The 22,824-nt window shown below is 64.4% G+C and carries 14 protein-coding genes, 2 tRNA genes and 3 rRNA genes; 5 read left to right on the forward strand and 14 right to left on the reverse strand.

Features of this window, described 5'->3' with window-relative positions:
* The first annotated feature begins 22 nt into the window (after positions 1–22).
* Entirely contained in the window at positions 23–859 is an 837-nt protein-coding gene (gene nadE / locus CGUA_RS11050; protein WP_290195659.1) for an NAD(+) synthase, read from the forward strand.
* Here nadE and CGUA_RS11055 read toward each other — a convergent pair.
* From CGUA_RS11055 to pgm, 7 genes are all read right to left on the reverse strand, one after another.
* The gene (locus CGUA_RS11055) at positions 856–1,611 is read right to left on the reverse strand and encodes a fructosamine kinase family protein (protein ID WP_290195660.1); all 756 of its coding nucleotides are present in this window, start codon (positions 1,609–1,611) and stop codon (positions 856–858) included. The genes nadE and CGUA_RS11055 overlap by 4 nt on opposite strands.
* A gap of 65 nt (positions 1,612–1,676) precedes the next feature.
* Positions 1,677–1,752 (reverse strand) — tRNA-Ala (locus CGUA_RS11060).
* Between the two features lie 34 nt (positions 1,753–1,786).
* A tRNA-Ala gene (locus CGUA_RS11065) sits at positions 1,787–1,859 on the reverse strand.
* Between the two features lie 151 nt (positions 1,860–2,010).
* Positions 2,011–2,733, reverse strand: a complete 723-nt coding sequence (locus tag CGUA_RS11070) for a DsbA family protein (RefSeq protein WP_290195661.1) — start codon at positions 2,731–2,733, stop codon at positions 2,011–2,013.
* 49 nt (positions 2,734–2,782) lie between these two features.
* Positions 2,783–3,292 carry a DoxX family protein gene (locus CGUA_RS11075; RefSeq protein ID WP_290195662.1) on the reverse strand — a complete coding sequence of 170 codons (510 nt, stop codon included), beginning with the start codon at positions 3,290–3,292 and terminating at the stop codon, positions 2,783–2,785.
* 102 nt (positions 3,293–3,394) lie between these two features.
* Positions 3,395–4,663 (reverse strand): MFS transporter, encoded by a 1,269-nt coding sequence (locus CGUA_RS11080; protein WP_290195664.1) that lies wholly within the window; start codon positions 4,661–4,663, stop codon positions 3,395–3,397.
* 396 nt (positions 4,664–5,059) lie between these two features.
* Positions 5,060–6,718, reverse strand: coding sequence for a phosphoglucomutase (alpha-D-glucose-1,6-bisphosphate-dependent) (pgm, locus tag CGUA_RS11085; protein ID WP_290195666.1), 1,659 nt, complete (start codon positions 6,716–6,718; stop codon positions 5,060–5,062).
* 173 nt (positions 6,719–6,891) lie between these two features.
* Here pgm and CGUA_RS11090 point away from each other — a divergent pair, with 173 nt between their 5' ends.
* From CGUA_RS11090 to CGUA_RS11100, 3 genes are all read left to right on the forward strand, one after another.
* Complete coding sequence (locus CGUA_RS11090; RefSeq protein WP_290195668.1) at positions 6,892–8,331, forward strand: alanine/glycine:cation symporter family protein; 1,440 nt, start codon at positions 6,892–6,894, stop codon at positions 8,329–8,331.
* Positions 8,332–8,393: 62 nt separating this feature from the next.
* Entirely contained in the window at positions 8,394–8,723 is a 330-nt protein-coding gene (locus CGUA_RS11095) for a CrcB family protein (RefSeq protein WP_290195670.1), read from the forward strand.
* Complete coding sequence (locus CGUA_RS11100) at positions 8,723–9,085, forward strand: fluoride efflux transporter FluC (protein ID WP_290195672.1); 363 nt, start codon at positions 8,723–8,725, stop codon at positions 9,083–9,085. The genes CGUA_RS11095 and CGUA_RS11100 overlap by 1 nt, the downstream gene beginning before the upstream one ends.
* A gap of 70 nt (positions 9,086–9,155) precedes the next feature.
* Here the strand turns inward: CGUA_RS11100 and CGUA_RS11105 are convergent, their stop codons facing one another.
* Entirely contained in the window at positions 9,156–11,711 is a 2,556-nt protein-coding gene (locus CGUA_RS11105) for an ABC transporter permease (protein WP_290195675.1), read from the reverse strand.
* A gap of 20 nt (positions 11,712–11,731) precedes the next feature.
* Complete coding sequence (locus CGUA_RS11110) at positions 11,732–12,565, reverse strand: ABC transporter ATP-binding protein (RefSeq protein ID WP_290195676.1); 834 nt, start codon at positions 12,563–12,565, stop codon at positions 11,732–11,734.
* Between the two features lie 247 nt (positions 12,566–12,812).
* On the opposite strand from CGUA_RS11110, the gene ilvD reads away from it, so the two are divergent.
* Positions 12,813–14,513, forward strand: a complete 1,701-nt coding sequence (gene ilvD / locus CGUA_RS11115) for a dihydroxy-acid dehydratase (RefSeq protein WP_290195677.1) — start codon at positions 12,813–12,815, stop codon at positions 14,511–14,513.
* Positions 14,514–14,593: 80 nt separating this feature from the next.
* On the opposite strand, the gene CGUA_RS11120 is transcribed toward ilvD, so the two are convergent.
* The 5 genes from CGUA_RS11120 to murA form a co-directional block, all read right to left on the reverse strand.
* Positions 14,594–15,415 (reverse strand): hypothetical protein, encoded by an 822-nt coding sequence (locus CGUA_RS11120; RefSeq protein WP_290195678.1) that lies wholly within the window; start codon positions 15,413–15,415, stop codon positions 14,594–14,596.
* Between the two features lie 199 nt (positions 15,416–15,614).
* Positions 15,615–15,732 (reverse strand): 5S ribosomal RNA (gene rrf / locus CGUA_RS11125).
* 126 nt (positions 15,733–15,858) lie between these two features.
* A 23S ribosomal RNA gene (locus CGUA_RS11130) occupies positions 15,859–18,922 on the reverse strand.
* A gap of 443 nt (positions 18,923–19,365) precedes the next feature.
* A 16S ribosomal RNA gene (locus CGUA_RS11135) occupies positions 19,366–20,886 on the reverse strand.
* Together the 16S, 23S and 5S rRNA genes form the textbook arrangement of a ribosomal RNA operon.
* Before the next feature lie 672 nt (positions 20,887–21,558).
* Positions 21,559–22,818 (reverse strand): UDP-N-acetylglucosamine 1-carboxyvinyltransferase, encoded by a 1,260-nt coding sequence (murA, locus tag CGUA_RS11140; RefSeq protein WP_290195679.1) that lies wholly within the window; start codon positions 22,816–22,818, stop codon positions 21,559–21,561.
* Between the last annotated feature and the right edge of the window lie 6 nt (positions 22,819–22,824).

The raw sequence follows: 22,824 nt of genomic DNA on the forward strand, positions 1-22,824 counted from the left end.
CCCCACCACTAGGATGGGGCGCATGCGTACCGAGGACCGAAAACTCCAGGAACATATCATCAATTCCCTGCATACCAAGCCCTTGATCGATCCAGAGACTGAGGTTGCGGAGCGCGTGTCTTTCCTCGCCGAGTATCTCGCGGCCTCCGGCGCGAAGGGCTTCGTTCTCGGGATCTCCGGCGGCCAGGACTCGACCCTGGCGGGGCGTCTGGGCCAGCTCGCCGTCGAGAAGCGTCGCGCCGACGGACACGAGTCCGAGTTCCAGGCGGTGCGCCTGCCCTACGGCGTCCAGTCCGACATGGGCGACGTCGACGTCGCGATGAACTTCATCAACCCGGACCATGACATTCAGGTCAACATCAGGGACGCCTCCGACGTCATGAACAGCGACGTCGCCACGGCATTGGGCCTGCTGGAACTCGGTGACTTCAACAAGGGCAACCTCAAGGCACGCATGCGCATGATCGCCCAGTACGCCATCGCCGGCGAGCGCGGGCTGCTCGTCCTCGGCTCCGACCACGCCGCCGAGAACATCACCGGCTTCTTCACCAAGCACGGCGACGGGGCGGCCGACCTGCTCCCGCTGGCCGGCCTCACCAAGCGCCAGGGCGCCCAGTTGCTCGAACACCTCGGCGCGCCCGAGTCAACCTGGACGAAGGTCCCCACCGCCGACCTGGAGGAGGACCGCCCGGCACTGCCCGACGAGACCGCACTCGGCGTCAGCTACCAGCACATCGACGACTACCTCGAGGGCAGGGACGTCCCCGACGCCGCCCGGGAGCGCATCGAGCACCTGTGGCGAGCGGGTCAGCACAAGCGCCACATGCCGCCGGGGCCGCACGAGGCGTGGTGGCGCTAGAGCAGCGACATCGTCACCCGGGCCGCCGCCACCAGCGCACGCCCGTACGAGGGGCCGTGGCTGGCCGCATGCACGGCCAGGGGATGCAGCTGGTGTATCTCCGTGAGCTCGAGCCACCGGGGCGGCAGCGGATGAACCTCCTCGTAGCCCGCCCGAATCTCGTCGAGATGGGGTGCGCCGAAAAGAGCCAGCATCGCCAGGTCGGTCTGTCGGTGCCCGCCGTGCGCCGCCGGGTCGATCAGGACGGGACCGTCCGGTCCGAAGAGGAGGTTGCCCGCCCACAGATCCCCGTGCAACCGCGCCGGGGCCGGCTCAAAACCCGCCGCCGCCACCGCAGCCAGGGCCTTGTCGACGATCGCGATGCCGGCTGCGTCCAGATTTCCCGCCCGGACGGCCTTCTCGGCGAAGGGGCGCACGCGCTGGCGGGCATAGAATCCGGCCCAATCATCGGTGGGGGTGCACTCCTGCTCCTGCCGGCCGATGTAGTTGGGCCCGTCCCAGCCGGGCGGCGGACTGCCGAAGGCTTCCGCCCCGGCGTCGTGGATGCGCGCCAGCTCCCGCCCGGCGACCCGGGCCGCCTCCGGGGTGGGGCGGACCGCCTGGACGCGCCGGAGGGTGAGCATGTCGTCATCCGCCCCGAGCACCTCGACGACGACGTCGGAAGCCTGCCGCAGCCACCGCAGACCGGCGGCCTCGGCCGCGGCGGCGCGGTATTCATTCGGACGCTTGGTGAAGGTTCCGCTCGTGTCCATGCCCGCCAGGTTAGCGAAAGCACAAATCCGCGTCCCCTCAGATGAGAGAACGCGGATTGCCCTACTGGTGGAGCCTACGGGATTCGAACCCGTGACCCCCACACTGCCAGTGTGGTGCGCTACCAGCTGCGCCAAGGCCCCAGTGAAATATTCAGTTGACCGGAACTAGTCCGAGTGGAGCCTACGGGATTCGAACCCGTGACCCCCACACTGCCAGTGTGGTGCGCTACCAGCTGCGCCAAGGCCCCTGTTGGTTGTTGATTTCAACTTTTCCCAATGTACAGTCGAACCGCCTCAAGGACCAAATCCGCTGGTGGGTGCCATATCTCTGGAAAAGAAACGCCGGCCCCAACTGGTGCGGGGCCGGCGCCGACAAGCGAGGTTGACCTCGCCGCCCGCCTAGTTGGCGAGCACGTAATCAATCCACTCGGTGTTGTCCTGGATCGGCAGGTCCTGGCCGTCCTGGAGGATGCGCGGGGAAGAAACGGAACCGGTCTGCTCCTGCAGGGTGGTTGCGTTGGCCTCGGCGGTGGCCTTGGCCTCATCGAGGAACTCACCGTTCCTGATGGCCTCGGCGGACTCCTCGGAGGCGCCGACGGCCGTGGCCGCGGTGGCGAAATCCTCGTTGTCCCACTGGTTGTAGACCTGCTGCTGCTCGAGCATCAGCATGCTGCGCAGGGACCAGTAGGCGTCGGTTTCGCCGTTGGCGGCCAGGGCCAGGGCCGCGGCCAGGGCCTGCGTCGAGTGTCCCTCGTTGCCGTTGTCGAGGAAGTTCAGCGGGTTGATGTGGACGGTCAGGTTGCCCTTCTCGATCTCGTCCTTCATCTGCTCGTCCGTGTCCTCGGCCAGCTGGGCGCAGTAGGAGCAGGAGAAGTCCTCGTAGAGGCTGGCCTCCTTGGCGTCCGCGGCGTCGGGGGCGGAGAGGGTGATCGTGTTGTCGGAGAACTCCATCTCCGCGTTGATCTCCGACTTGTACTGGGCCAGCTCCTCTCCCTGGCTGCTACGCCCGCTGATGACGATGTAGCCGACGATCACGGCGCCGATGACGAGGAGGGCAATAATCGCCCAGAGGAACCCGGCGTTCGACTTCTTGTTCGGGTTCGTCACTTTCTTGCTGGTCACAGTTTCTCTCTCCGGTGAGGTTGGTGCCCGCTACGGAACAGGCGGGCAACTACGGGGTGTAGATGGCCCACTTCTTGAACGGACGATGGACGGTCCACGCGCTCAGTGCGATGTAGAACAGGTCGCGCCCAATGGTAGTCGCGTACTCGAGCTGGTAGTTGGTTGTGGTGGCCGTCGGGTCGAAACAGCCGCAGTCCAGCTCGAGCCCACGGAGCCAGGCCTGCGCGACGCCGATGATGAACAGCGTGAGCACGCCGATCGAGACCTTGGCGGAGGTCCGCAGGAAGATGCCCAGAAGCAGCAGCACGCCGCCGGCGATTTCCAGCGGACCGATCAGGCGCGCGAGGAAATCCGACCATTGCGGCGTGAAGATCTCGTAGGCGGTGATGTTCTGGGTCACGGCCATGTGCGCGTCGAGCTTCGAGATTCCGGCCTTGATCCAGGTGTAGGCCATCCAGAACCGGGCGAAGAAGCTGATCGCATCCAGGACCAGGGTCTTGTTCAACCGCTTCCCGGTTTCCGGGGAGTCGGTGCGCGGTGTTTCGCTAAGTGTGGACACGGAACGTGACAATAGTCCACCAAAGGATTGAGTGACAGCCCCACCGCGCTTTCAATTTCCTGACAATTCTCCAGAAGGTCCGCACACCTGACCGTCGCGGACCTATCGGGCCGACGAGGGGGTGGCCGTCTCCGCGGCAGCTGACTCAACGATGCGCACGGACGTGCCGCCCCTCGGGCCGCGCGGCTCGGTGGCGAAGAAGAAGCCGAACCAGGCGACGGCGGAGATGACGCCGAGCACCATCCAGCCCCACCGCGGGCCGACGTAGCCCACGCTGACGGAGTAGATGTACGGGAAGAGGAACGCCCCGACGTTGCCCAGCGAGAGCACCAGGCCGAACGCGGTGGAGTAGTTCTGCGGGGAGATCTCCCCCGGGTACTCCGCGTGGGCGACGGTAGCCGGGGAGAAGTACATCGAGCCGAGGATGCCGATCAGCGGCAGCGCCACCCACAGCAGGCTGCCCTCAATGAACGGCAGCACGAGGAGCATCACCACGAGCAGGCCGGCGGGGATCCACAGGGTCGGCAGGAAGGAGCTGGCACGATCCGCGATGACGCCGCTGATCAGCGCCGCCGGGATGCCCAGCAGCAGCATCAGGGCGCCGAGCAGGCCGGCCGAGGAGGCGGAGAAGCCGAACTGCGCCTCGACGTAGCCCGGGCCCAGCTGGGACACGGTGAACAACGCGCCGTAACCGCAGATGCTGCCGATGCCGATCGCCCAGATGGAGCGCGATCGGAAGACCTCTCCGGTCGACTTCCAGGTGAAATGCCCACCGTCCAGACCGCCCAGGAAATCAGGGGTACTGACGAAGAACACGGCCGCGACGGCGATGACCAGGCTGACCACGGCGGCGACCAGCGTCGCCTGGCGCCAGCCGTAGGAATCGATGAGGATCGTCCACAGGTAGAGGCCCAGGGCCGAACCACCGGTGAACCCGACGCCGTTGACCAGGCCACCAACGACCAGCCTCGCGTGCTTGGGCGGGGCCCAGGCGGTGGCCAGCGGGAAGGCCGCGCCGGCCATGAAGGACATGGCCAGGCCACCGAGGAGCCGGGAGATCACCATCATCGGATATCCGTCCGCGACGACGAAAAGGAAGGTGGACACGGCCAGGGCGAACGCGCCCCAGACGGCGACCCTCTTGATCCCCCACGCCGCCGCCGCGAAACCGGCGGGCACGTGGGCCACGGCGTAGCCGAGGAACCAGATGGACACGAGCAGCCCGATCTGGGTCAGGTCGAGGGAGAATTCCTCCTGCAGGATCCCGAACGCAGGCACGGTCGCGTACATCTGCAGCCCGTAGGCGAAGGAGAGCAGAACCGCCATGGCGATCGCCGCATAACCACGGAAATCCAGGGGTGGACGTTGCATATGGGTAACACCGACAGAACTCACAAATAGGCTCCTGGTTTAAATGGTTAAATTAGGAACGCCAAAAGAGTATCAATAGTAACTTCAAAGTAAAGTCGATTAATCGCTTTATCCGCGACATTCATGCGAGGAAAGTGTTGATGGGGCTTCGTTCCCCGGGCCACCCTCACCCCCGGGGTCGATTCCGCCCTCCCCCGGCTAGACGCCCTCACATGCGCATATGCACATGCCCTGGGGTCCCCGCCGGAGCGCCCCGACCCCCGGGAGCCTCCCGCACCCCGGCACCGGGAATGGATCTCCCGGACAGCCCCCCGGGCATGAATACAAATGGGCGCGGCCGGTGGCGCCTGCGCCGGGACCAGCCGATCGCGCCCACCCCCATGGGGCGCCCTGCGGCTAGCCGCCGAGCACCTCGGAAACCACCTGCTGGGCCTCCTCCTGCACCTGCCTGAGGTGCTCCTGCCCCTTGAAGGACTCGGCGTAGATCTTGTACTTGTCCTCGGTGCCGGACGGGCGGGCGGCGAACCACGCATTCTCGGTGGTCACTTTGAGTCCGCCGATGGCGGCGCCGTTGCCGGGGGCCTCGGTCATTTTGGCCGTGATCCTCTCCCCCGCCAGGGTGTCCGCGGCGACCTGCTCCGGGGACAGCGCCTTGAGCACCGCCTTCTGCTCACGGTTGGCGGGGGCATCGGTGCGGGCGTAGGCCGGTGCACCGAACTGCCCGGCCAGCTCCGCGTAACGCTGCGACGGGGTCCGGCCGGTGACCGCGAGAATTTCCGCGGCCAGCAGATCGAGGATGAGGCCGTCCTTGTCGGTGGACCAGACGCTGCCGTCCGTGCGCAGGAAGGAGGCGCCCGCCGACTCTTCGCCGCCGAAGCCGATCGTGCCGTCGATGAGCCCCGGCACGAACCACTTGAAACCGACCGGGACCTCCACCAGCCGACGGCCGATGGAGTCGACGACGCGGTCGATCATGGAGGAGGAGACCAGGGTTTTGCCGACGGCGGTGTCCTTCGCCCAGTTCTCCCGGTTGCTGAACAGGTACTCGATGGCGACCGCCAGGTAGTGGTTGGGGTTCATCAGGCCATGGTCCGGGGTGACGATGCCGTGGCGGTCGGCGTCGGCGTCGTTGCCGGTGGAGATGTCGAACCTGTCACGGTTGCCGATGAGACCGGCCATGGCGCTCGGGGAGGAGCAGTCCATGCGGATCTGGCCGTCGGTGTCCAGGGTCATGAAACGGAAGGTGCCGTCGACCAGCGGGTTGACCACGGTGAGATCCAGCCCGTGGGTGTCGGCGATGGCGCCCCAGTAGTCCACGGATGCGCCGCCCATCGGGTCGGCGCCGATGCGGACGCCGGCGTCCCGGATCGCCGCGAGGTTGATGACGTTGGGCAGGTCCTCGACGTACATGGAGACGTAGTCGAATTTCCGCGCGCGAGCGTCCAGCACTCCGCTGACACAGGTGCGCTTGACGCCTTCGAGACCCGCGCGCAGGTAGTCGTTGGCCCGGTCGGCAATCCAGCCGGTGGCGTCGGTGTCGGCCGGGCCACCGTTAGGCGGGTTGTACTTGAAGCCGCCGTCGCGGGGCGGGTTGTGGGACGGCGTGATGACGATGCCGTCCGCCCGCTTCGGGTCGGCGCCGGTGACGCCGCCCGCCAGCTGGGCGTTGTGGCGCAGGATGGCCACGGAGACGGCCGGGGTCGGGGTGTAGCGACCCCGGTCGTCGACCAGGACCTCGACGTCGTTGGCGAGGAGGACCTCGAGCGCGGAAATCATCGCCGGCTCGGAGAGTGCGTGGGTGTCACGGCCGACGTAGACCGGCCCACCGATGGCGTTCTCGCGACGGTAGTCGACGATCGCCTGGGTGGTGGCGAGGATGTGCTGCTCGTTGAACGCGTTATCCAACGAGGACCCGCGGTGGCCGGAGGTTCCGAAGGCGACCTGCTGGGCGACGTCCGAGGGATCGACGTCCCTGGTGTAGTACGCCGAGACGAGCTCGGCGATGTCGATCAGGTCTTCCGGCTGGGCAAGCTGCCCGGCGCGCTCATGGGCCATGATGTCTCCTTCAAAAGGCGGATGCGGGTTTCTCGCCCCCAATGTTAGGCATTTCCACAGCGTCCGCACGTGATACGGGACTCACCCCCGGGCGGGGGCAGCAATAATCACACCTACCCCTCTGTTGCGCAGGACCCGAGGACATGACCTTTGTCACACGATAGTTTCCCAGCATGGAGAACTATCCGGCGCTCGCGGCGCTCAACGACATTCTCGGAGTCATTTCCTCATTCGTCTGGGGGCCGTGGCTGCTCATCCCGCTGCTCCTCGGCACCGGCATCTACCTGACCATCCGTCTCCGTGGCATCCAGTTCCGCGCCCTCGGCCGCGCGCTGCGCCACACCTTCGTGGACGGAGACGACTCGGAGACGTCCCAGGGAGACATCTCCAACTACCAGGCGCTGACCACCGCCCTGGCCGCCACCGTGGGCACCGGCAACATCGTCGGCGTCGCCACGGCCATCTCCATCGGCGGTCCGGGCGCCCTGTTCTGGATCTGGTTCACCGGCCTGGTCGGCATGGCGTCCAAGTACACCGAGGCCTACCTGGGCGTCCGCTTCCGCGTCACCGACCACAGGGGCAACCAGATGGGTGGCCCGCAGGTGTACCTCAACCGCGGCATCCCGGGCGCACTGGGCAAGACGCTCGCGTTCCTCTTCGCGCTGTTCGCCGCCATCGCCTCCTTCGGCATCGGCAACCTCACCCAGGCCAACTCCGTCGCCGCGGGCATGGAGGACACCTTTGGCGTCGATCCGTGGGTCTCCGGAATTCTCATTTTCGTGGCGACCGGCGCCACCCTCCTCGGCGGCATCAAAGCCATCGGCCGGGTCACCGCGGGCTTCGTCCCCCTGATGGTCACCGTCTACGTCATCGGCGGCCTGGTCGCCCTGGCCCTGATGATCGAGGAGATCCCGGCCGCGCTCGGCCTCATCTTCAGCGACGCCTTCAGCGGCACCTCCGCGGCCGGCGGTTTTCTCGGCGCCACCATCATGATGGCCGTCCGTTACGGCGTGGCCCGCGGCATCTTCTCCAACGAGTCCGGCATGGGTTCCGCCGCCATCGCCGCCGCCGCCGCGAAGACCTCCCACCCGACCCGTCAGGGCCTGGTCTCGATGACCCAGACCTTCATCGACACGATGATCGTCGTCTCCATCACCGGCCTGGTCATCGTCACCTCCGGTGTGTGGGACATGGGTCCCGACCAGGCGGCGGTCATGACCGCGGCAGGCTTCTCCGAGGTCCTCCCCGGGCAGTGGGGCGGCACGATCGTCTCGGTCTCCCTGGTGTTTTTCGCCTTCTCCACCATCATCGGCTGGTCCTACTACGGTGAGCGTTCGGCCGCCTCGCTGGTCGGCGGCTGGATCACCGTCCCCTACCGCATCCTGTTCACCATCGTCGCCTTCTTCGGCGCGATCACCGAGCTGGAGCTGGTCTGGACCTTCTCCGACATCGCCAACGGTCTGATGGCGCTGCCCAACCTCATCGGCCTGCTCATCCTCTCCGGCCTCGTCGCCCGCGAGACCCGGGAGTACCTGAAGTTCGACCCGCAGCTGAGCAAGCCGTCGACGGAAGTCATGAGCTTCACCAGCGCCCAGATGCCGGGCTGGCGGTAGACCGCGCGGCGGCCCGGACTCCGTCACGGGGGCATGCCGCGGCACCGTCTACACTGCTGATCGTGATTCGCGAAGGACTTGCCGTCGGTGCGGGCGCCGCCCTCGGGGCGGTCGCCCGATTCCTGCTGCTGGAGGGGCTCGGCGACTCCGCCTGGGTCGTCCTCGGCGTCAACGCCCTGGCCTGCCTGCTGATGGGGCTCTTCCTGCCGGGTGTGTTCTGGGGAAAGGGTGTGCTGGGGGGCTTCTCCACCTTCTCCACCTTCGCCGCCTTCCTGGCCGGCTCCACCGCACCGGTGGCCCTGTTCCACGCGCTGACCACCATGCTCATGTGCGTCGGCGCCTACCTGGTCGGACTCTTTGCCCGTGAGCGACGCCGGGAGGCGTTCCGATGATGGCGGGGGTGGCGGCCGTCGCCCTCGGCGGATTCCTGGGCGGGCTCGCCCGCTGGGGCCTGGGCCGGGCCGTGCCGGCCCGGGAGGGGCGGGTGGGCACCTTCGCCGCCAACATGACCGCCAGCGCGGTGCTGGGCTTGTCGACGGCGATGCCGGGCCTCTGGCAGGTCATGGTGGCCGTGGGGTTCGCGGCGGGCATGTCCACGATGTCCACTTTCGCGCGCGAGCTCGGTAACCTGCTGCGGCAACGAAGATGGTGGGAGTTCACGAGGTATCTGCTGGCGACGGTCGTCCTTGGCCTCCTGGCCGCCTGGCGGGGCGCGATCTGGGGTCAGCGCATCCTCGAGAATCTGGGCTCGTGACGGCGAACCGCGGCCCGGCCCCTCCGATGGAGGTGGCCGGGCCGCGGCGTGGCGCGCGTCGGCAAGCGGGCTAGTCGGCGATCGCGTCCAGCGGTGGCGTCTTCGCCGCGCGGTTGGCCGGGAAGATCGCGGCGAGCACGCCGACCACCAGGGAACCGGCCAGCACGATGCCCAGCAGGGACCAGGGGATGGCCACCGATTCCAGACCGGTGCCGGCCAGCGCCTTGAGGAACGCCCAGCCCAGGAACAGGCCCATGGCGATGCCCGCGACCGCGCCGAAGACCGCGATCTGGACGGATTCGAGGATGATCATCGTGCGGATCTGGCGGCGCTGGGAGCCGACGGCGCGCAGCATGCCCAGCTCCTGGCGACGCTCGATGACCGAGAGCGTCAGCGTGTTGACGATGCCGAGGATGGCGATGATGATCGCCAGCGCCAGCAGCGCGTAGAGGATGTTGAGCATCTGGGTCACGGCGTCACCGGCCACGCCCGCCATCTCCCCGGCGCTGAGCACCTGGACGACGATGTACTGGTTCATGGCCTCGGTGAGATTCTGTCGCAGCTGCTCCTGGTCGACCGTGCCGTCTCCGTTGACGCCCACCATGGCGACCGAGGAGACCGCGGCCGGCAGCCCGAGCTTGTCGACGGCGGACCGGGAGATGACGTCGTTCGCGAAGATCGCGTTCTCGTCGTAGATGCCGACGATCTCGACCTCGGTGGTTGCGGGGCTCAGGCCCGGCGCCGAGAGTTCGTAGGTGTCGCCGACGTTCCAGCCGTGCTCCTCGGCGAAGGCCTGGGAGGCGATGACGCCGTCGTCACCGAGGTCGCTGGTGCCCTCGATCATGTCGAGCACGACCATGTCCGCCGGATCACCGGAGATGACGTCGCTGGCTCCCTGGCCGGGCCCGTAATCGTAGGTGTAGAGGCCGTCGACGGCGACCGGGACGGAGGAGTAGGTCAGGACCGTGCCCACGCCCTCGACGTCGAGCGCGGTCTGCGGGACCTCCGCCGGGATGGGGAAGCCGCCGCGCTGCGGGGGCATGAGGACGAACTCGGCGGAGACGCCGGTCTCCACGAGGTCGTCGATCGAGTTCTTCATCGTCTGGCCGAGCATGCCGATCACAGTCACCAGGGCAATGCCCAGCGCCAGGGCGAAGGCGGTCGCGGAGGTGCGGCGCGGGTTGCGGCGGGAGTTGGTCGAGGCCAGCTTGCCGATGGAGCCGAAGGGCAGTCCGATGAGACGGCCGAAGGTCGGGACGATCGGCAGGGACAGGGCCGGGCCGGCGAGGAAGAAACCGACGATGACGCCGATGGCTCCGCCGCCGACCGCCCACGCGCGGTCCGCCGTGCCCCAGTCGTCCATGTAGGCGCCGACCAGCCCGGCGATGACGCCGGCGAGCAGCAGAACCAGACCGAGAATGGTGCGCACCGTCAGCGGCTGCGGCGTGGCGGACTCGGAGGAGCGCATCGCCTCGACCGGTTCCACCTGGCCCGCGCGACGGGCCGGGGCCCACGCGGAGATGACCGTGACGACGGTGCCGATGATCAGCGGGACGACGACGGCCATGGGTGACAGTCCCAGTCCGGAGCCCGGCAGGGCGGCGCCCTGCGCGGCCATGATCGCCTTGATGGCGGCGACCAGGCCGACGCCGACGAGAATGCCGATGGCCGAGCCGAGGAAGCCGACGACGGCGGCCTCGAGCACGACGGAGTTGGTGATCTGGCGGCGCGAGGCCCCGAGGGCACGCAGCAGGGCGAATTCCTTGGTTCGCTGGGCGACGATCATCGAGAAGGTGTTGGCGATGAGGAAGGTGCCCACCAGCAGAGCCACCAGACCGAAGGCGACGAGGAAATAGTTGACGAACGACAGGGCGTCCTGGATGGTCTTGGACACCTCGTCAGCCAGCTGCTGACCGGTCTCGAAGGTGAGGTCCGGGTGCGCGGCGGCCAGGTCGTCGACGACTGACTGGGCCTCGCCTTCTCCGTCGATGAGCAGCTCCCCTACCGTCGGGTTGTCCGCGTGGTAGCGGTCCAGGAAGTCGGACTCGGGCATGAGGAGGTTGATGGCGGTGCCCTGATCCAGATCCCGCTCGTAAAGGCCGGTGACGGTGACTTGGAAGCGGGCGGCGGGGTCCACGACGGTGAGCTCCTCGCCGACGGAGATCCCGAACTGCTCGGCGGCCTGCGCGTTGACCGCGACTTCCTCACCGTTGACCGGTGCGCTCCCCTCCACCAGCTCGCGGGGGTTGCCGACGACGTCCTCCGGCGCGTACCAGACGCCGAGATCGGCCGAACCGCTGCCGGTCTGAATCGGCTCCGGGCTCTCCGCCGTGCCCCGGGCGAGCACGACGGTGGTCTTCTCGGTCAGGTTGACCTTGGTCACGGCGGGATCGTCGGCGAGGGCCTGGCGCTGCTCCGGGGTGATGCCCGCGCTACCCTCCGCCGGCTGGGCCACGGCGTCGACATCCTGGTAGGCGTTGTTCACCGCGGCGTCGAAGGAGTTCGACAGCGAGTTGGTGAACATGAACGCACCAGAGATGAACGCCGTGCCCAGCACGACGGCCAGGACGGTGAGGGCGAGCCGGAGTTTGTGGGCCGCGATGTTGCGCAGGGAGACCGTGCGCATGGTTCTGTTTCGGGCCGCCACTAGTTCTCGATTCCCGTCATGGTCGCCAGGATGGTCTCCGGGGTCGGGTCCATGAGCTCGTTGACGATCTGACCGTCCGCGAGGAAAATCACGCGGTCGGCGTAGCTGGCCGCGCGGGCGTCGTGGGTGACGATGACGACGGTCTGGTTGTCCTTGTCCACGGCGGTGCGCAGGATGCTGAGCACCTCGGCGGAGGAGTTGGAGTCCAGGTTGCCGGTCGGCTCGTCGCCGAAGATGATCTCCGGGCGCGAGACCAGGGCGCGGGCGCAGGCGACGCGCTGCTGCTGGCCGCCGGAGAGCTCCGCCGGGCGGTGAGTGAGTCGGTCAGTCAGGCCCAGACGGGTGGTGACCTCCTCGAACCAGGCCTCGTCGACCGGATGACCGGCGATGTCGCTCGGCAGGGTGATGTTCTCCTTGGCGGTCAGCGTCGGCACCAGGTTGAAGGACTGGAAGATGAAGCCCAGGCGGTCACGTCGCAGGGCCGTGATCTCCTTGTCCTTGAGCCCGGAGAGGTTGGTGTCGCCGATGTAGGCGGAGCCGGAGGTGGCGGAGTCCAGGCCCGCCATGGTGTGCATCAGCGTCGACTTTCCGGAACCGGAGGGGCCCATGATGGCGGTGAACTGGTTCTTCGCGAATTCCACGGACACGTGGTCGAGGGCGGTGACGGCGGTGTCCCCGGATCCGTACTGCTTGAACAGGTCAATTGCCCGGGCGGCCGGCTCGCGGACCCCGCCAACAGGGTCGGGGCGGTTCGTCTGGGCGGCGGAGCCTTCGGCACGTTCAGTGCGCTCGCCGTGTCCGGACTGGTCGTCGGGGCTGCTCGGGGTGCTCATGTGGGCGGTCAACCTTCTTCGTTGTCTACTGGGTGACGTGACGTCTGGCGGGTTCAGGGTCGCCGGGACACATCCCGGCGACTACCGCTCCAACGGTAATGGGTGGGACTACCCGGAGGCATCGGGGGACCCCCTGATTTCCTTCCCGGAACCGCCGCCGCCCCGCATTTTTCCCTGGGGTGAAAATGACATCCTACCGAATGAACTTGTCCCCCATTACCCGCGCCGAGACGAATACACTGTGGGCATGACCGAGAAGAACGTTGACATCAAGCCACGCTCACGCGCGGTCACGGACGGCATCGAGGCCACCGCGTCCCGCGGCATGCTTCGGGCGGTGGGCATGACCGATGATGACTGGGACAAGCCGCAGATCGGTGTGGCCTCCTCGTGGAACGAGATCACCCCCTGCAATCTGACCCTGAAGAAGCTCGCCGGGTTCGCCAAGGAAGGCGTGTTCGAGGCGCAGGGCTACCCGCTGGAGTTCGGCACCATCTCCGTCTCCGACGGCATTTCCATGGGCCATACCGGGATGCACTACTCGCTGGTGTCACGCGAGATTATCGCTGATTCGGTCGAGACCGTCATGTCCGCCGAGCGTCTGGACGGTTCGGTTCTTCTGGCCGGCTGCGACAAGTCCATCCCGGGCATGCTCATCGCCGCGGTCCGCCTGAACCTCTCCTCCGTGTTCCTCTATAACGGTTCCACCATGCCGGGCACCGCGAAGTTCGCCGACGGCACCGAGAAGGAGGTCACGCTCATCGACGCCTTCGAGGGCGTCGGCGCCTGCCGGGCGGGGAAGTTGAGCGGGGAGGACCTCGGCGCCATCGAGCGTGCCGTCTGCCCGGGCGAGGGCGCCTGCGGCGGCATGTACACCGCCAACACCATGGCCTCGGCCGCCGAGGCGATGGGCATGTCGCTGCCGGGTTCCGCCGCCCCGCCCGCCATCCACCGCAACCGCACCGAGTACGCGCGCAAGTCGGGCAAGGCCGTCGTCAACCTGCTGGGTCAGGGCATCACCGCCCGCGACATCGTCACCCGCGAGTCCCTGCTCAACGCCCTAGCGGTGGTCATGGCCCTGGGCGGCTCCACCAACGCCGTCCTGCACCTGCTGGCCATCGCCAGGGAGGCCGAGGTCGATCTCACCCTCGACGACTTCAACATGATGAGCGACCGGGTCCCGCATCTGGGCAATCTCAAGCCCTTCGGCGAGTACGTCATGAATGACGTCTTCAAGATCGGCGGCATCCCCGTCGTGATGAAGGCGCTTCTCGACGCCGGCCTCATCAACGGCGACTGCCTCACCGTCACCGGCAGGACCGTCGCCGAAAACCTGGCGGGCATCAATCCTCCGGATCCGGACGGCAAGATTCTGCGTGCCCTGGACGACCCGATCCACCCCACCGGCGGCCTGTCCGTCCTCAAGGGCACCCTGGCCCCGGAGGGTGCGGTGGTCAAGACCGCCGGCTTCGACGCGGAACGCTTCGAGGGCACCGCCCGCGTCTTTGACACCGAGGAGCCGGCCATGAGAGCCGTCCTCAACGGTGAACTGAAGAAGGGCGACGTCGTCATCATTCGCTATGAGGGGCCGAAGGGTGGCCCGGGGATGCGCGAGATGCTCGCCATCACCGGAGCGATCAAGGGTGCGGGCATCGGCAGGGACGTGCTGCTCATCACCGACGGCCGTTTCTCCGGCGGATCCACCGGGCTGTGCATCGGCCACGTCGCCCCGGAGGCCGTCGACGGTGGCCCGATCGCCTTTGTGCAAGACGGCGACAGGATTACGGTCGACATCCCGACCCGCACCATCGACGTCGACGTCTCCGCTGCGGAGATGGACCGGCGCCGGCAGGACTGGGAGCCGCGTCAGAGCCCGCATCTGACGGGCGTGCTGGCAAAGTACGCCAAGCTCGTCCACTCCGCCGCCGAAGGTGCGGTGCTCTACTAGCACTCTCACCGGCCGCAGCCCTGAAACACTCAGACCCCGTCCCCCTGTCGCAGCGGGGACGGGGTCTCTTCCTGGCGCCCCTAGACCGCCCGCTGGCGAGTCTCGCCGACGACCTCAGTGACGGCCTCGTTCGCCTGCTCCCGCGTGAACCCCTCCTCCAACAGGTCCTGCAGCAGGGTGTCCGGGGTGGACAGGCCCTCGGCCAGGTTGAATCGGGCTGCCTTAACCGCCTCATCAGACCAGTCGACCCGGATGTCCCGCACCCCCGCGGTGGCCTCCTCCGGGGTAAAGCCGCCCATCTCCTCCCCCACCAGGAACTCATAGAGGGAGCTGGGCGAGAACCCCATCTCGCCCTCGATGAGTTCCTGCCCGGAACGCTGGGCCTGCTCGACCCAGTTGACGCCCAGCGAATCGACCGCTTCGGTGGCGGCCGCCTCCGTGTAGAAGGACTGCCCCACTTCCTTGGTGGTCAACACCCCGATGAGCGCCACGCGGGAGAAACCGGCGTGGCTCAGGAGCGCCTCTGCCTCGGAGCGGGCGGCGTCCACGTCCGTGGAAGCCTCCTCCACCGGGGCCAGTTGAGGAGCCTGTATCACGTTCGGGGCGCCCTCGGCGTCGCCCCAGGGCGAGGGCACGGAGGTCACCGAGGGCGGGGTGGGCGCAAGCCCGCTCGTCGAGGCAGAGCGCTCCGACAGGAACCAGAGGAAGGCTACGAGCACCGCGATAATCGCCAGAATGCCCACCGCAGCGATGATCAGGGATCCCCGGAGGCTCCGGCCACCGGCGAGAGCGGGATCACCGACACGGTAGGCGTTGTCGTAGCCGTGGAGGAAGGTGTCCGCCGGCGGATACGTATAGGCGAAGGGAGTCCGTCCCTGGCGGTCATCGTGCGGGGATGACACAGTGGACTCCTTTCCGACCTCTCCGGGTCCGCGACGGGTGGGGATTAAACAGGTATTACCTGAACCTTATCACTCTGTGATAAGCCTGGGTAATCCATGGAGGATCGTTTGTGTAACAGTCAGGAAAACCAGAGGAGACCCCGCGCCACCGGTAGGGGGCGCGGGGTCTGCTCTGGTATTCAGTTGTGTTTATGTTGAATGTCGGCGGTGTCTTACTCTCCCACACCCTCCCAGGTGCAGTACCATCAGCGCGGGTAGGCTTAGCTTCCGGGTTCGGAATGGGACCGGGCGTTTCCCTACCGCTATCAACCACCGACACACCCACAGAGGCACCCCAGCCGGCTACGGCGGGGACCTGTGACACGGGTGTGCTGTGTCAAACACTGCATAGTGGACGCGAGCAAACTTCATCTGCTCTGTGTTTCGCTTGCGTTAACAACAATAGTGTTGTTTAGTCGGTGCATTAGTACCAGTCACCTCCGATGGTTACCCACCTTCCAGATCTGGCCTATCAACCCCATCGTCTCTGGGGGACCTCAACAGAAACCTCATCTCAAAACAGGCTTCCCGCTTAGATGCTTTCAGCGGTTATCCCTCCCGTACGTAGCCAACCAGCCCTGCTCCTGGCGGAACAACTGGCACACCAGAGGTACGTCCAACCCGGTCCTCTCGTACTAGGGTCAGCCTTCTTCAAGTTTCAACGCGCGCGGCGGATAGAGACCGAACTGTCTCACGACGTTCTGAACCCAGCTCGCGTGCCGCTTTAATGGGCGAACAGCCCAACCCTTGGGACCTACTCCAGCCCCAGGATGCGACGAGCCGACATCGAGGTGCCAAACCATCCCGTCGATATGGACTCTTGGGGAAGATCAGCCTGTTATCCCCGGGGTACCTTTTATCCGTTGAGCGACACCACATCCACAAGTAGGTGCCGGATCACTAGTCCCGACTTTCGTCCCTGCTCGAGCTGTCACTCTCACAGTCAAGCTCCCTTGTGCACTTACACTCACCACCTGATTACCAACCAGGCTGAGGGAACCTTTGGGCGCCTCCGTTACATTTTAGGAGGCAACCGCCCCAGTTAAACTACCCACCAGGCACTGTCCCCAACCCAGATCATGGGCCAAGGTTCAGGTATCCAATCCGGTCAGAGTGGTATTTCAACAACGACTCCACCGCCACTGGCGTGACGGCCTCACAGTCTCCCACCTATCCTACACAAACCGAACCGAACACCAATACCAAGCTATAGTGAAGGTCCCGGGGTCTTTTCGTCCTGCCGCGCGAAACGAGCATCTTTACTCGTACTGCAATTTCACCGGGTCTGTGGTTGAGACAGCAGGGAAGTCGTTACGCCATTCGTGCAGGTCGGAACTTACCCGACAAGGAATTTCGCTACCTTAGGATGGTTATAGTTACCACCGCCGTTTACTGGGGCTTAAATTCTCAGCTTCGCGACGTAAACGTCGCTAACCGGTCCTCTTAACCTTCCAGCACCGGGCAGGCGTCAGTCCGTATACATCAACTTCACGTTTTCGCACGGACCTGTGTTTTTGATAAACAGTCGCTTCCCTCTATTCTCTGCGACCCACACCAGCTCACGGAGAAAATCCGGTCACCAGCACGGGCCCCCCTTCTCCCGAAGTTACGGGGGCATTTTGCCGAGTTCCTTAACCACAGTTCACCCGACCGCCTTAGTATTCTCTACCTGACTACCTGTGTCGGTTTAGGGTACGGGCCATGTATGCACTCGCTAGAGGCTTTTCTCGACAGCACGGGATCACCGACATCGGACCACGTCCTACGCATCACGTCTCAGCCATCACGGGACACGGATTTACCTATGCCCCGGCCTACACGCTTACACCACAATCCAATAAGTGGCACGGCTACCCCACTGCGTCACCCCATCACTTAGCTACTACCAGTTCAGGCCCCACGCACGCACACCAACACCACCCGAAGGCGGACGTCGGCGATTGTGGGTGGTTAGTATCACTGATTCACCATGGGCGCACATACACGGGTACGGGAATATCAACCCGTTATCCATCGACTACGCCTGTCGGCCTCGCCTTAGGCCCCGACTCACCCTGGGAAGACGAACTTGACCCAGGAACCCTTAGTCATCCAGCGGTAAGGATTCTCACCTTACTCTCGTTACTCATGCCTGCATTCTCACTCGCACACAGTCCACAGCCCCTCACGGTACTGCTTCACCCCATGCACGACGCTCCCCTACCCATGAGACAAAATCTCATGCCGCGGCTTCGGCGGTGTACTTGAGCCCCACTACATTGTCGGCGCACAACCACTCGACCAGTGAGCTATTACGCACTCTTTCAAGGGTGGCTGCTTCTAAGCCAACCTCCTGGCTGTCTTCGCGATCGCACATCCTTTTCCACTTAGTACACACTTAGGGGCCTTAACCGGCGATCTGGGCTGTTTCCCTCTCGACTATGAAGCTTATCCCCCACAGTCTCACTACCACGCTAAACTTGACCGGCATTCGGAGTTTGGCTGACGTCACTAAGATTGTAGTCCCGCTCAACCAACCAGTAGCTCTACCTCCGGCAAGAAACACGCGGCGCTGCACCTAAATGCATTTCGGGGAGAACCAGCTATCACGGAGTTTGATTGGCCTTTCACCCCTACCCACAACTCATCCCCTCAGTTTTCAACCTAAGTGGGTTCGCGCCTCCACAACCTCTTACAGCTGCTTCACACTGGCCATGGGTAGATCACCCCGCTTCGGGTCCAGAACATGCCACTAAACACACTAGTTAGTATTCGCTTTCGCTACGGCTACCCCACACGGGTTAACCTCGCGACATGCCGCTGACTCGCAGGCTCATTCTTCAAAAGGCACGCCATCACACACAAGAGGTGCTCTGACGGATTGTAAGCGCATGGTTTCAGGAACTATTTCACTCCCCTCCCGGGGTACTTTTCACCATTCCCTCACGGTACTATCCGCTATCGGTCACACTGAGTATTTAGGCTTACCGGGTGGTCCCGGCAGATTCACAACAGATTCCACGAGCCCGTTGCTACTCGGGAATACGACAACGCCCGACGCCTGGTCTTCATGTACGGGACTCTCACCCACTACGGTCGGTCATCCCAAACCAGTTCCACTAACCACACGCCGCACGCGACCAGCCGGCAGCCTGGTCACATCGCATCCCACAACACCGCATGCACAACCCCTGCCAGGTATCACACACACACGGTTTAGCCTGATCCACGTTCGCTCGCCACTACTAGCGGAATCATTATTATTTTCTCTTCCTGCGGGTACTGAGATGTTTCACTTCCCCGCGTCACCCCCACCACACTATGAATTCACATGATGGTGACCGCCCATAACGACGGCCGGGTTTCCCCATTCGGACATCCTCGGATCAACGCTCAGTTGTCAACTCCCCGAGGCTTAACGCAGACTCACACGTCCTTCATCGGCTCAGCATGCCAAGGCATCCACCATACGCCCTTAACAAAACAACACTAAGAACGATCACCAACCCACCACCACAGTGACGGGCCGGCGAACAAACAAAACACACACGGACACACACCACCCGAAGGTGACCTGCGCCCATTTCAAATAAAGATGCTCGCGTCCACTATACAGTTCTCACACAACACACCCACCCACCACAACCACCGGGACTTCAGCATCCAGACAGTCATGCACGGGAAGGTCACAGAACAACCAGTGTTGCCCCAGACACCCAACAGTGCGCCAACATACCAAACCGTTCATACACCATGCGACCATGCCGCGGCGCGCGCATCCACCGGACATCGACGTCCGGGGGCACTGGCGCATCCACCCCAACAGATACGTGGCAGCCACACAACCGGTGACTCAACCACAACACCCGCAACTGCGGGCACGCACACCGGGCATTCCTGCCTCCGGCGTGACTGACAAAAAATCTCCTTAGAAAGGAGGTGATCCAGCCGCACCTTCCGGTACGGCTACCTTGTTACGACTTCGTCCCAATCGCCGATCCCACCTTCGACAGCTCCCTCCACAAGGGTTGGGCCGCTGGCTTCGGGTGTTACCAACTTTCATGACGTGACGGGCGGTGTGTACAAGGCCCGGGAACGTATTCACCGCAGCGTTGCTGATCTACGATTACTAGCGACTCCGACTTCATGGGGTCGAGTTGCAGACCCCAATCCGAACTAAGGCCGGCTTTAGGGGATTAGCTCCACTTCACAGTATCGCGACCCGTTGTACCGACCATTGTAGCATGTGTGAAGCCCTGGACATAAGGGGCATGATGATTTGACGTCATCCCCACCTTCCTCCGAGTTAACCCCGGCAGTCTCTCATGAGTCCCCACCATCACGTGCTGGCAACATAAGACAAGGGTTGCGCTCGTTGCGGGACTTAACCCAACATCTCACGACACGAGCTGACGACAACCATGCACCACCTGTACACCAGCCACAAAGGGAAGGACCATCTCTGGCCCGGTCCGGTGTATGTCAAGCCCAGGTAAGGTTCTTCGCGTTGCATCGAATTAATCCACATGCTCCGCCGCTTGTGCGGGCCCCCGTCAATTCCTTTGAGTTTTAGCCTTGCGGCCGTACTCCCCAGGCGGGGCGCTTAATGCGTTAGCTACGGCACAGAAACCGTGGAAGGTCCCTACACCTAGCGCCCACCGTTTACAGCATGGACTACCAGGGTATCTAATCCTGTTCGATACCCATGCTTTCGCTCCTCAGCGTCAGTAACTGCCCAGAGACCTGCCTTCGCCATTGGTGTTCCTCCTGATATCTGCGCATTTCACCGCTACACCAGGAATTCCAGTCTCCCCTACAGCACTCAAGTAAGCCCGTATCACCTGCCCGACCGGAGTTAAGCCCCGGTTTTCCACAAGTGACGTGACAAACCACCTACGAGCTCTTTACGCCCAGTAATTCCGGACAACGCTCGCACCCTACGTATTACCGCGGCTGCTGGCACGTAGTTAGCCGGTGCTTCTTCTACAGGTACCGTCAATTCCTCTTCGTCCCTGTCGAAAGGAGTTTACAACCCGAAGGCCGTCATCCCCCACGCGGCGTCGCTGCATCAGGCTTGCGCCCATTGTGCAATATTCCCCACTGCTGCCTCCCGTAGGAGTCTGGGCCGTATCTCAGTCCCAATGTGTCCGTACACCCTCTCAGGCCGGATACCCGTCGACGCCTTGGTAGGCCATTACCCCACCAACAAGCTGATAGGCCGCAGGCTCATCCCACACCGATAAATCTTTCCACCACCCACCGAAGGATGGTCCTATCCGGTATTAGACCCAGTTTCCCAGGCTTATCCCGAAGTGCGGGGCAGATCACCCACGTGTTACTCACCCGTTCGCCACTCGAGCACCCCCAGCAAGCTGGGGGCCTTTCCGTTCGACTTGCATGTGTTAAGCACGCCGCCAGCGTTCATCCTGAGCCAGGATCAAACTCTCCACAAAAACTGCAAAAATGCAGGCGAAAAGCCTGACACCAGGCAAAAAAGAACAACTGACAAAAATCACTGATGTTTGCCATCGTCCAAAAACCACAACATAAAACTCATACCGCCGACCCCCACCGACGAGGTGGAACGGGGCCGACGCAACCACAACCGTGCCCCCCAACAGGGGACACGACCGCGCATACCATGAGCAATGCCGCACCACACTAGGAACCACAGGCCATCAAGACCCGGATCCCGTGCATCTCAGGCGGGCCCATATGGAAGGACACCACCCCAGGTACGCCACCCGACCGGACCGACCCACAAACCGGGACCAGACCAGCCAGAACACCCACGCCACACACGATCACACGATCATGTATAAACAAAAGTACATTGGCACACTATTGAGTTCTCACACAACAACCGCACACAGCTCACCACCCCGACCCACGGTCGGCGTCTTCCCTGCGGCGTGGAACCATCACCCTACCGGATGAGGCCCAGAAGTTTAAATCTCGCTCATCAGCGACTCGTTTTCCTTCCGCCGCACACTCACACACTCGGTGCTCCGCGGGGCGTTGTCGGTCGCGCTGACCTGATTAAAGTTACACACCACCCCACACAAACCACAAATTCCCTGCGAGACACGGGTTTCGCTCACAGGGAATTCACGGGGCCAGCTGCGTCAGGGGACGGAGACCCGTTCGACCCCGGCGCCGAGGTTGCGGAGGTTCTCCACGAAGTTCGGGTAACCGCGGTCAATGTGGAAGACGTCGTGGACCGTGGTGGTCCCGTCGGCAACCAGGCCGGCCAGGACGAGTCCCGCACCCGCACGGATGTCAGAGCTCCACACGTCGGTCGAGGAGAGCCGGTCAATGCCGCGGACCACCACATGGTGTCCGTCGACGCGGGCATCCGCTCCGAGACGGAGCAGTTCGTCGACGAAACGGAAGCGCGATTCGAAGACGTTCTCGGTAATGATGCTGACCCCCTCGGCGATGGTGGAGATACCGATGGCCATCGGCTGGAGGTCGGTCGGGAAGCCCGGGAAGGGAAGGGTCTGATAGTCGACCGCGCCCGGACGCCCGGTGCCCCGCACCCGGAACCCGTTGGCGAATGTCTCCACCTCCACGCCGGCGCTCTTTATCTTCTCCAGCGCCAGGTGCAGGTGTCGGGGCGCAATTCCTCCGACAGTGATGTCGCCCTGGGTCATCGCGGCCGCGTAGGCCCACGTGCCGGCGACGATGCGATCCCCGACGACCTCGTGCTGGGTGGGCTCGAGCTTCTCGACGCCCTCGATGGTGATCGTCGAGGAGCCGGCGCCGGAAATCTTGGCGCCCATGGAGTTCAGCATTTCGCAGAGATCAGTGATTTCGGGCTCACGGGCGGCGTTGTCCAGCGTCGTCACGCCCTTAGCCAGCACGGCAGCCGCCAGGATGTTCTCCGTCGCTCCGACGGAGGGGAAGTCCAGCTTGATCTTCGCCCCGACCAGTTCCTCGGCCTCGGCCACGACGCACCCATGCTTAATCCTCGTGGTCGCACCCAGCTTCTCCAGGCCGGACTGGTGCATGTCCAGGGGCCGGGAGCCGATGGCGTCGCCGCCGGGCAAAGCCACGACCGCACGGCCGCACCGGGCGGTCAGCGGGCCGAGCACGGCGACGGAAGCACGGAACTGGCGCACCGCGTCGAAGTCCGCGTCGGACTTGACTTCGGCCGGGGTGGTGATGCGGACGGTCGAGCCCTCCAGCTCGACCTCGCAGCCGAGACCTTCCAGCACCTTCTGCATCAGGGGAACATCGAGAATTTGCGGACAGTTGGTCAGCGTGGTCGTTCCCTCTGCCAGCAGTGCCGCCGCCATGAGCTTGAGAACGCTGTTTTTGGCTCCGTCAACCCGAACGGAGCCGTGGAGCCGGGCTCCACCTTCTACTCGAAATGTATCCTTCACCCTTCC

It is taken from the genome of Corynebacterium guangdongense (genome assembly GCF_030408915.1).
GTDB lineage: Bacteria > Actinomycetota > Actinomycetes > Mycobacteriales > Mycobacteriaceae > Corynebacterium > Corynebacterium guangdongense.

What these genes read in the sequence shown, in the direction of transcription:
- nadE (WP_290195659.1), top strand. Translation starts at nt 23, where the DNA reads ATGCGTACCGAGGACCGAAAACTCCAGGAACATATCATCAATTCCCTG.
- CGUA_RS11055 (WP_290195660.1), bottom strand. Translation starts at nt 1,611, where the DNA reads ATGGACACGAGCGGAACCTTCACCAAGCGTCCGAATGAATACCGCGCC.
- CGUA_RS11080 (WP_290195664.1), bottom strand. Translation starts at nt 4,663, where the DNA reads ATGCAACGTCCACCCCTGGATTTCCGTGGTTATGCGGCGATCGCCATG.
- pgm (WP_290195666.1), bottom strand. Translation starts at nt 6,718, where the DNA reads ATGGCCCATGAGCGCGCCGGGCAGCTTGCCCAGCCGGAAGACCTGATC.
- CGUA_RS11090 (WP_290195668.1), top strand. Translation starts at nt 6,892, where the DNA reads ATGGAGAACTATCCGGCGCTCGCGGCGCTCAACGACATTCTCGGAGTC.
- CGUA_RS11100 (WP_290195672.1), top strand. Translation starts at nt 8,723, where the DNA reads ATGGCGGGGGTGGCGGCCGTCGCCCTCGGCGGATTCCTGGGCGGGCTC.
- CGUA_RS11105 (WP_290195675.1), bottom strand. Translation starts at nt 11,711, where the DNA reads ATGCGCACGGTCTCCCTGCGCAACATCGCGGCCCACAAACTCCGGCTC.
- CGUA_RS11110 (WP_290195676.1), bottom strand. Translation starts at nt 12,565, where the DNA reads ATGAGCACCCCGAGCAGCCCCGACGACCAGTCCGGACACGGCGAGCGC.
- ilvD (WP_290195677.1), top strand. Translation starts at nt 12,813, where the DNA reads ATGACCGAGAAGAACGTTGACATCAAGCCACGCTCACGCGCGGTCACG.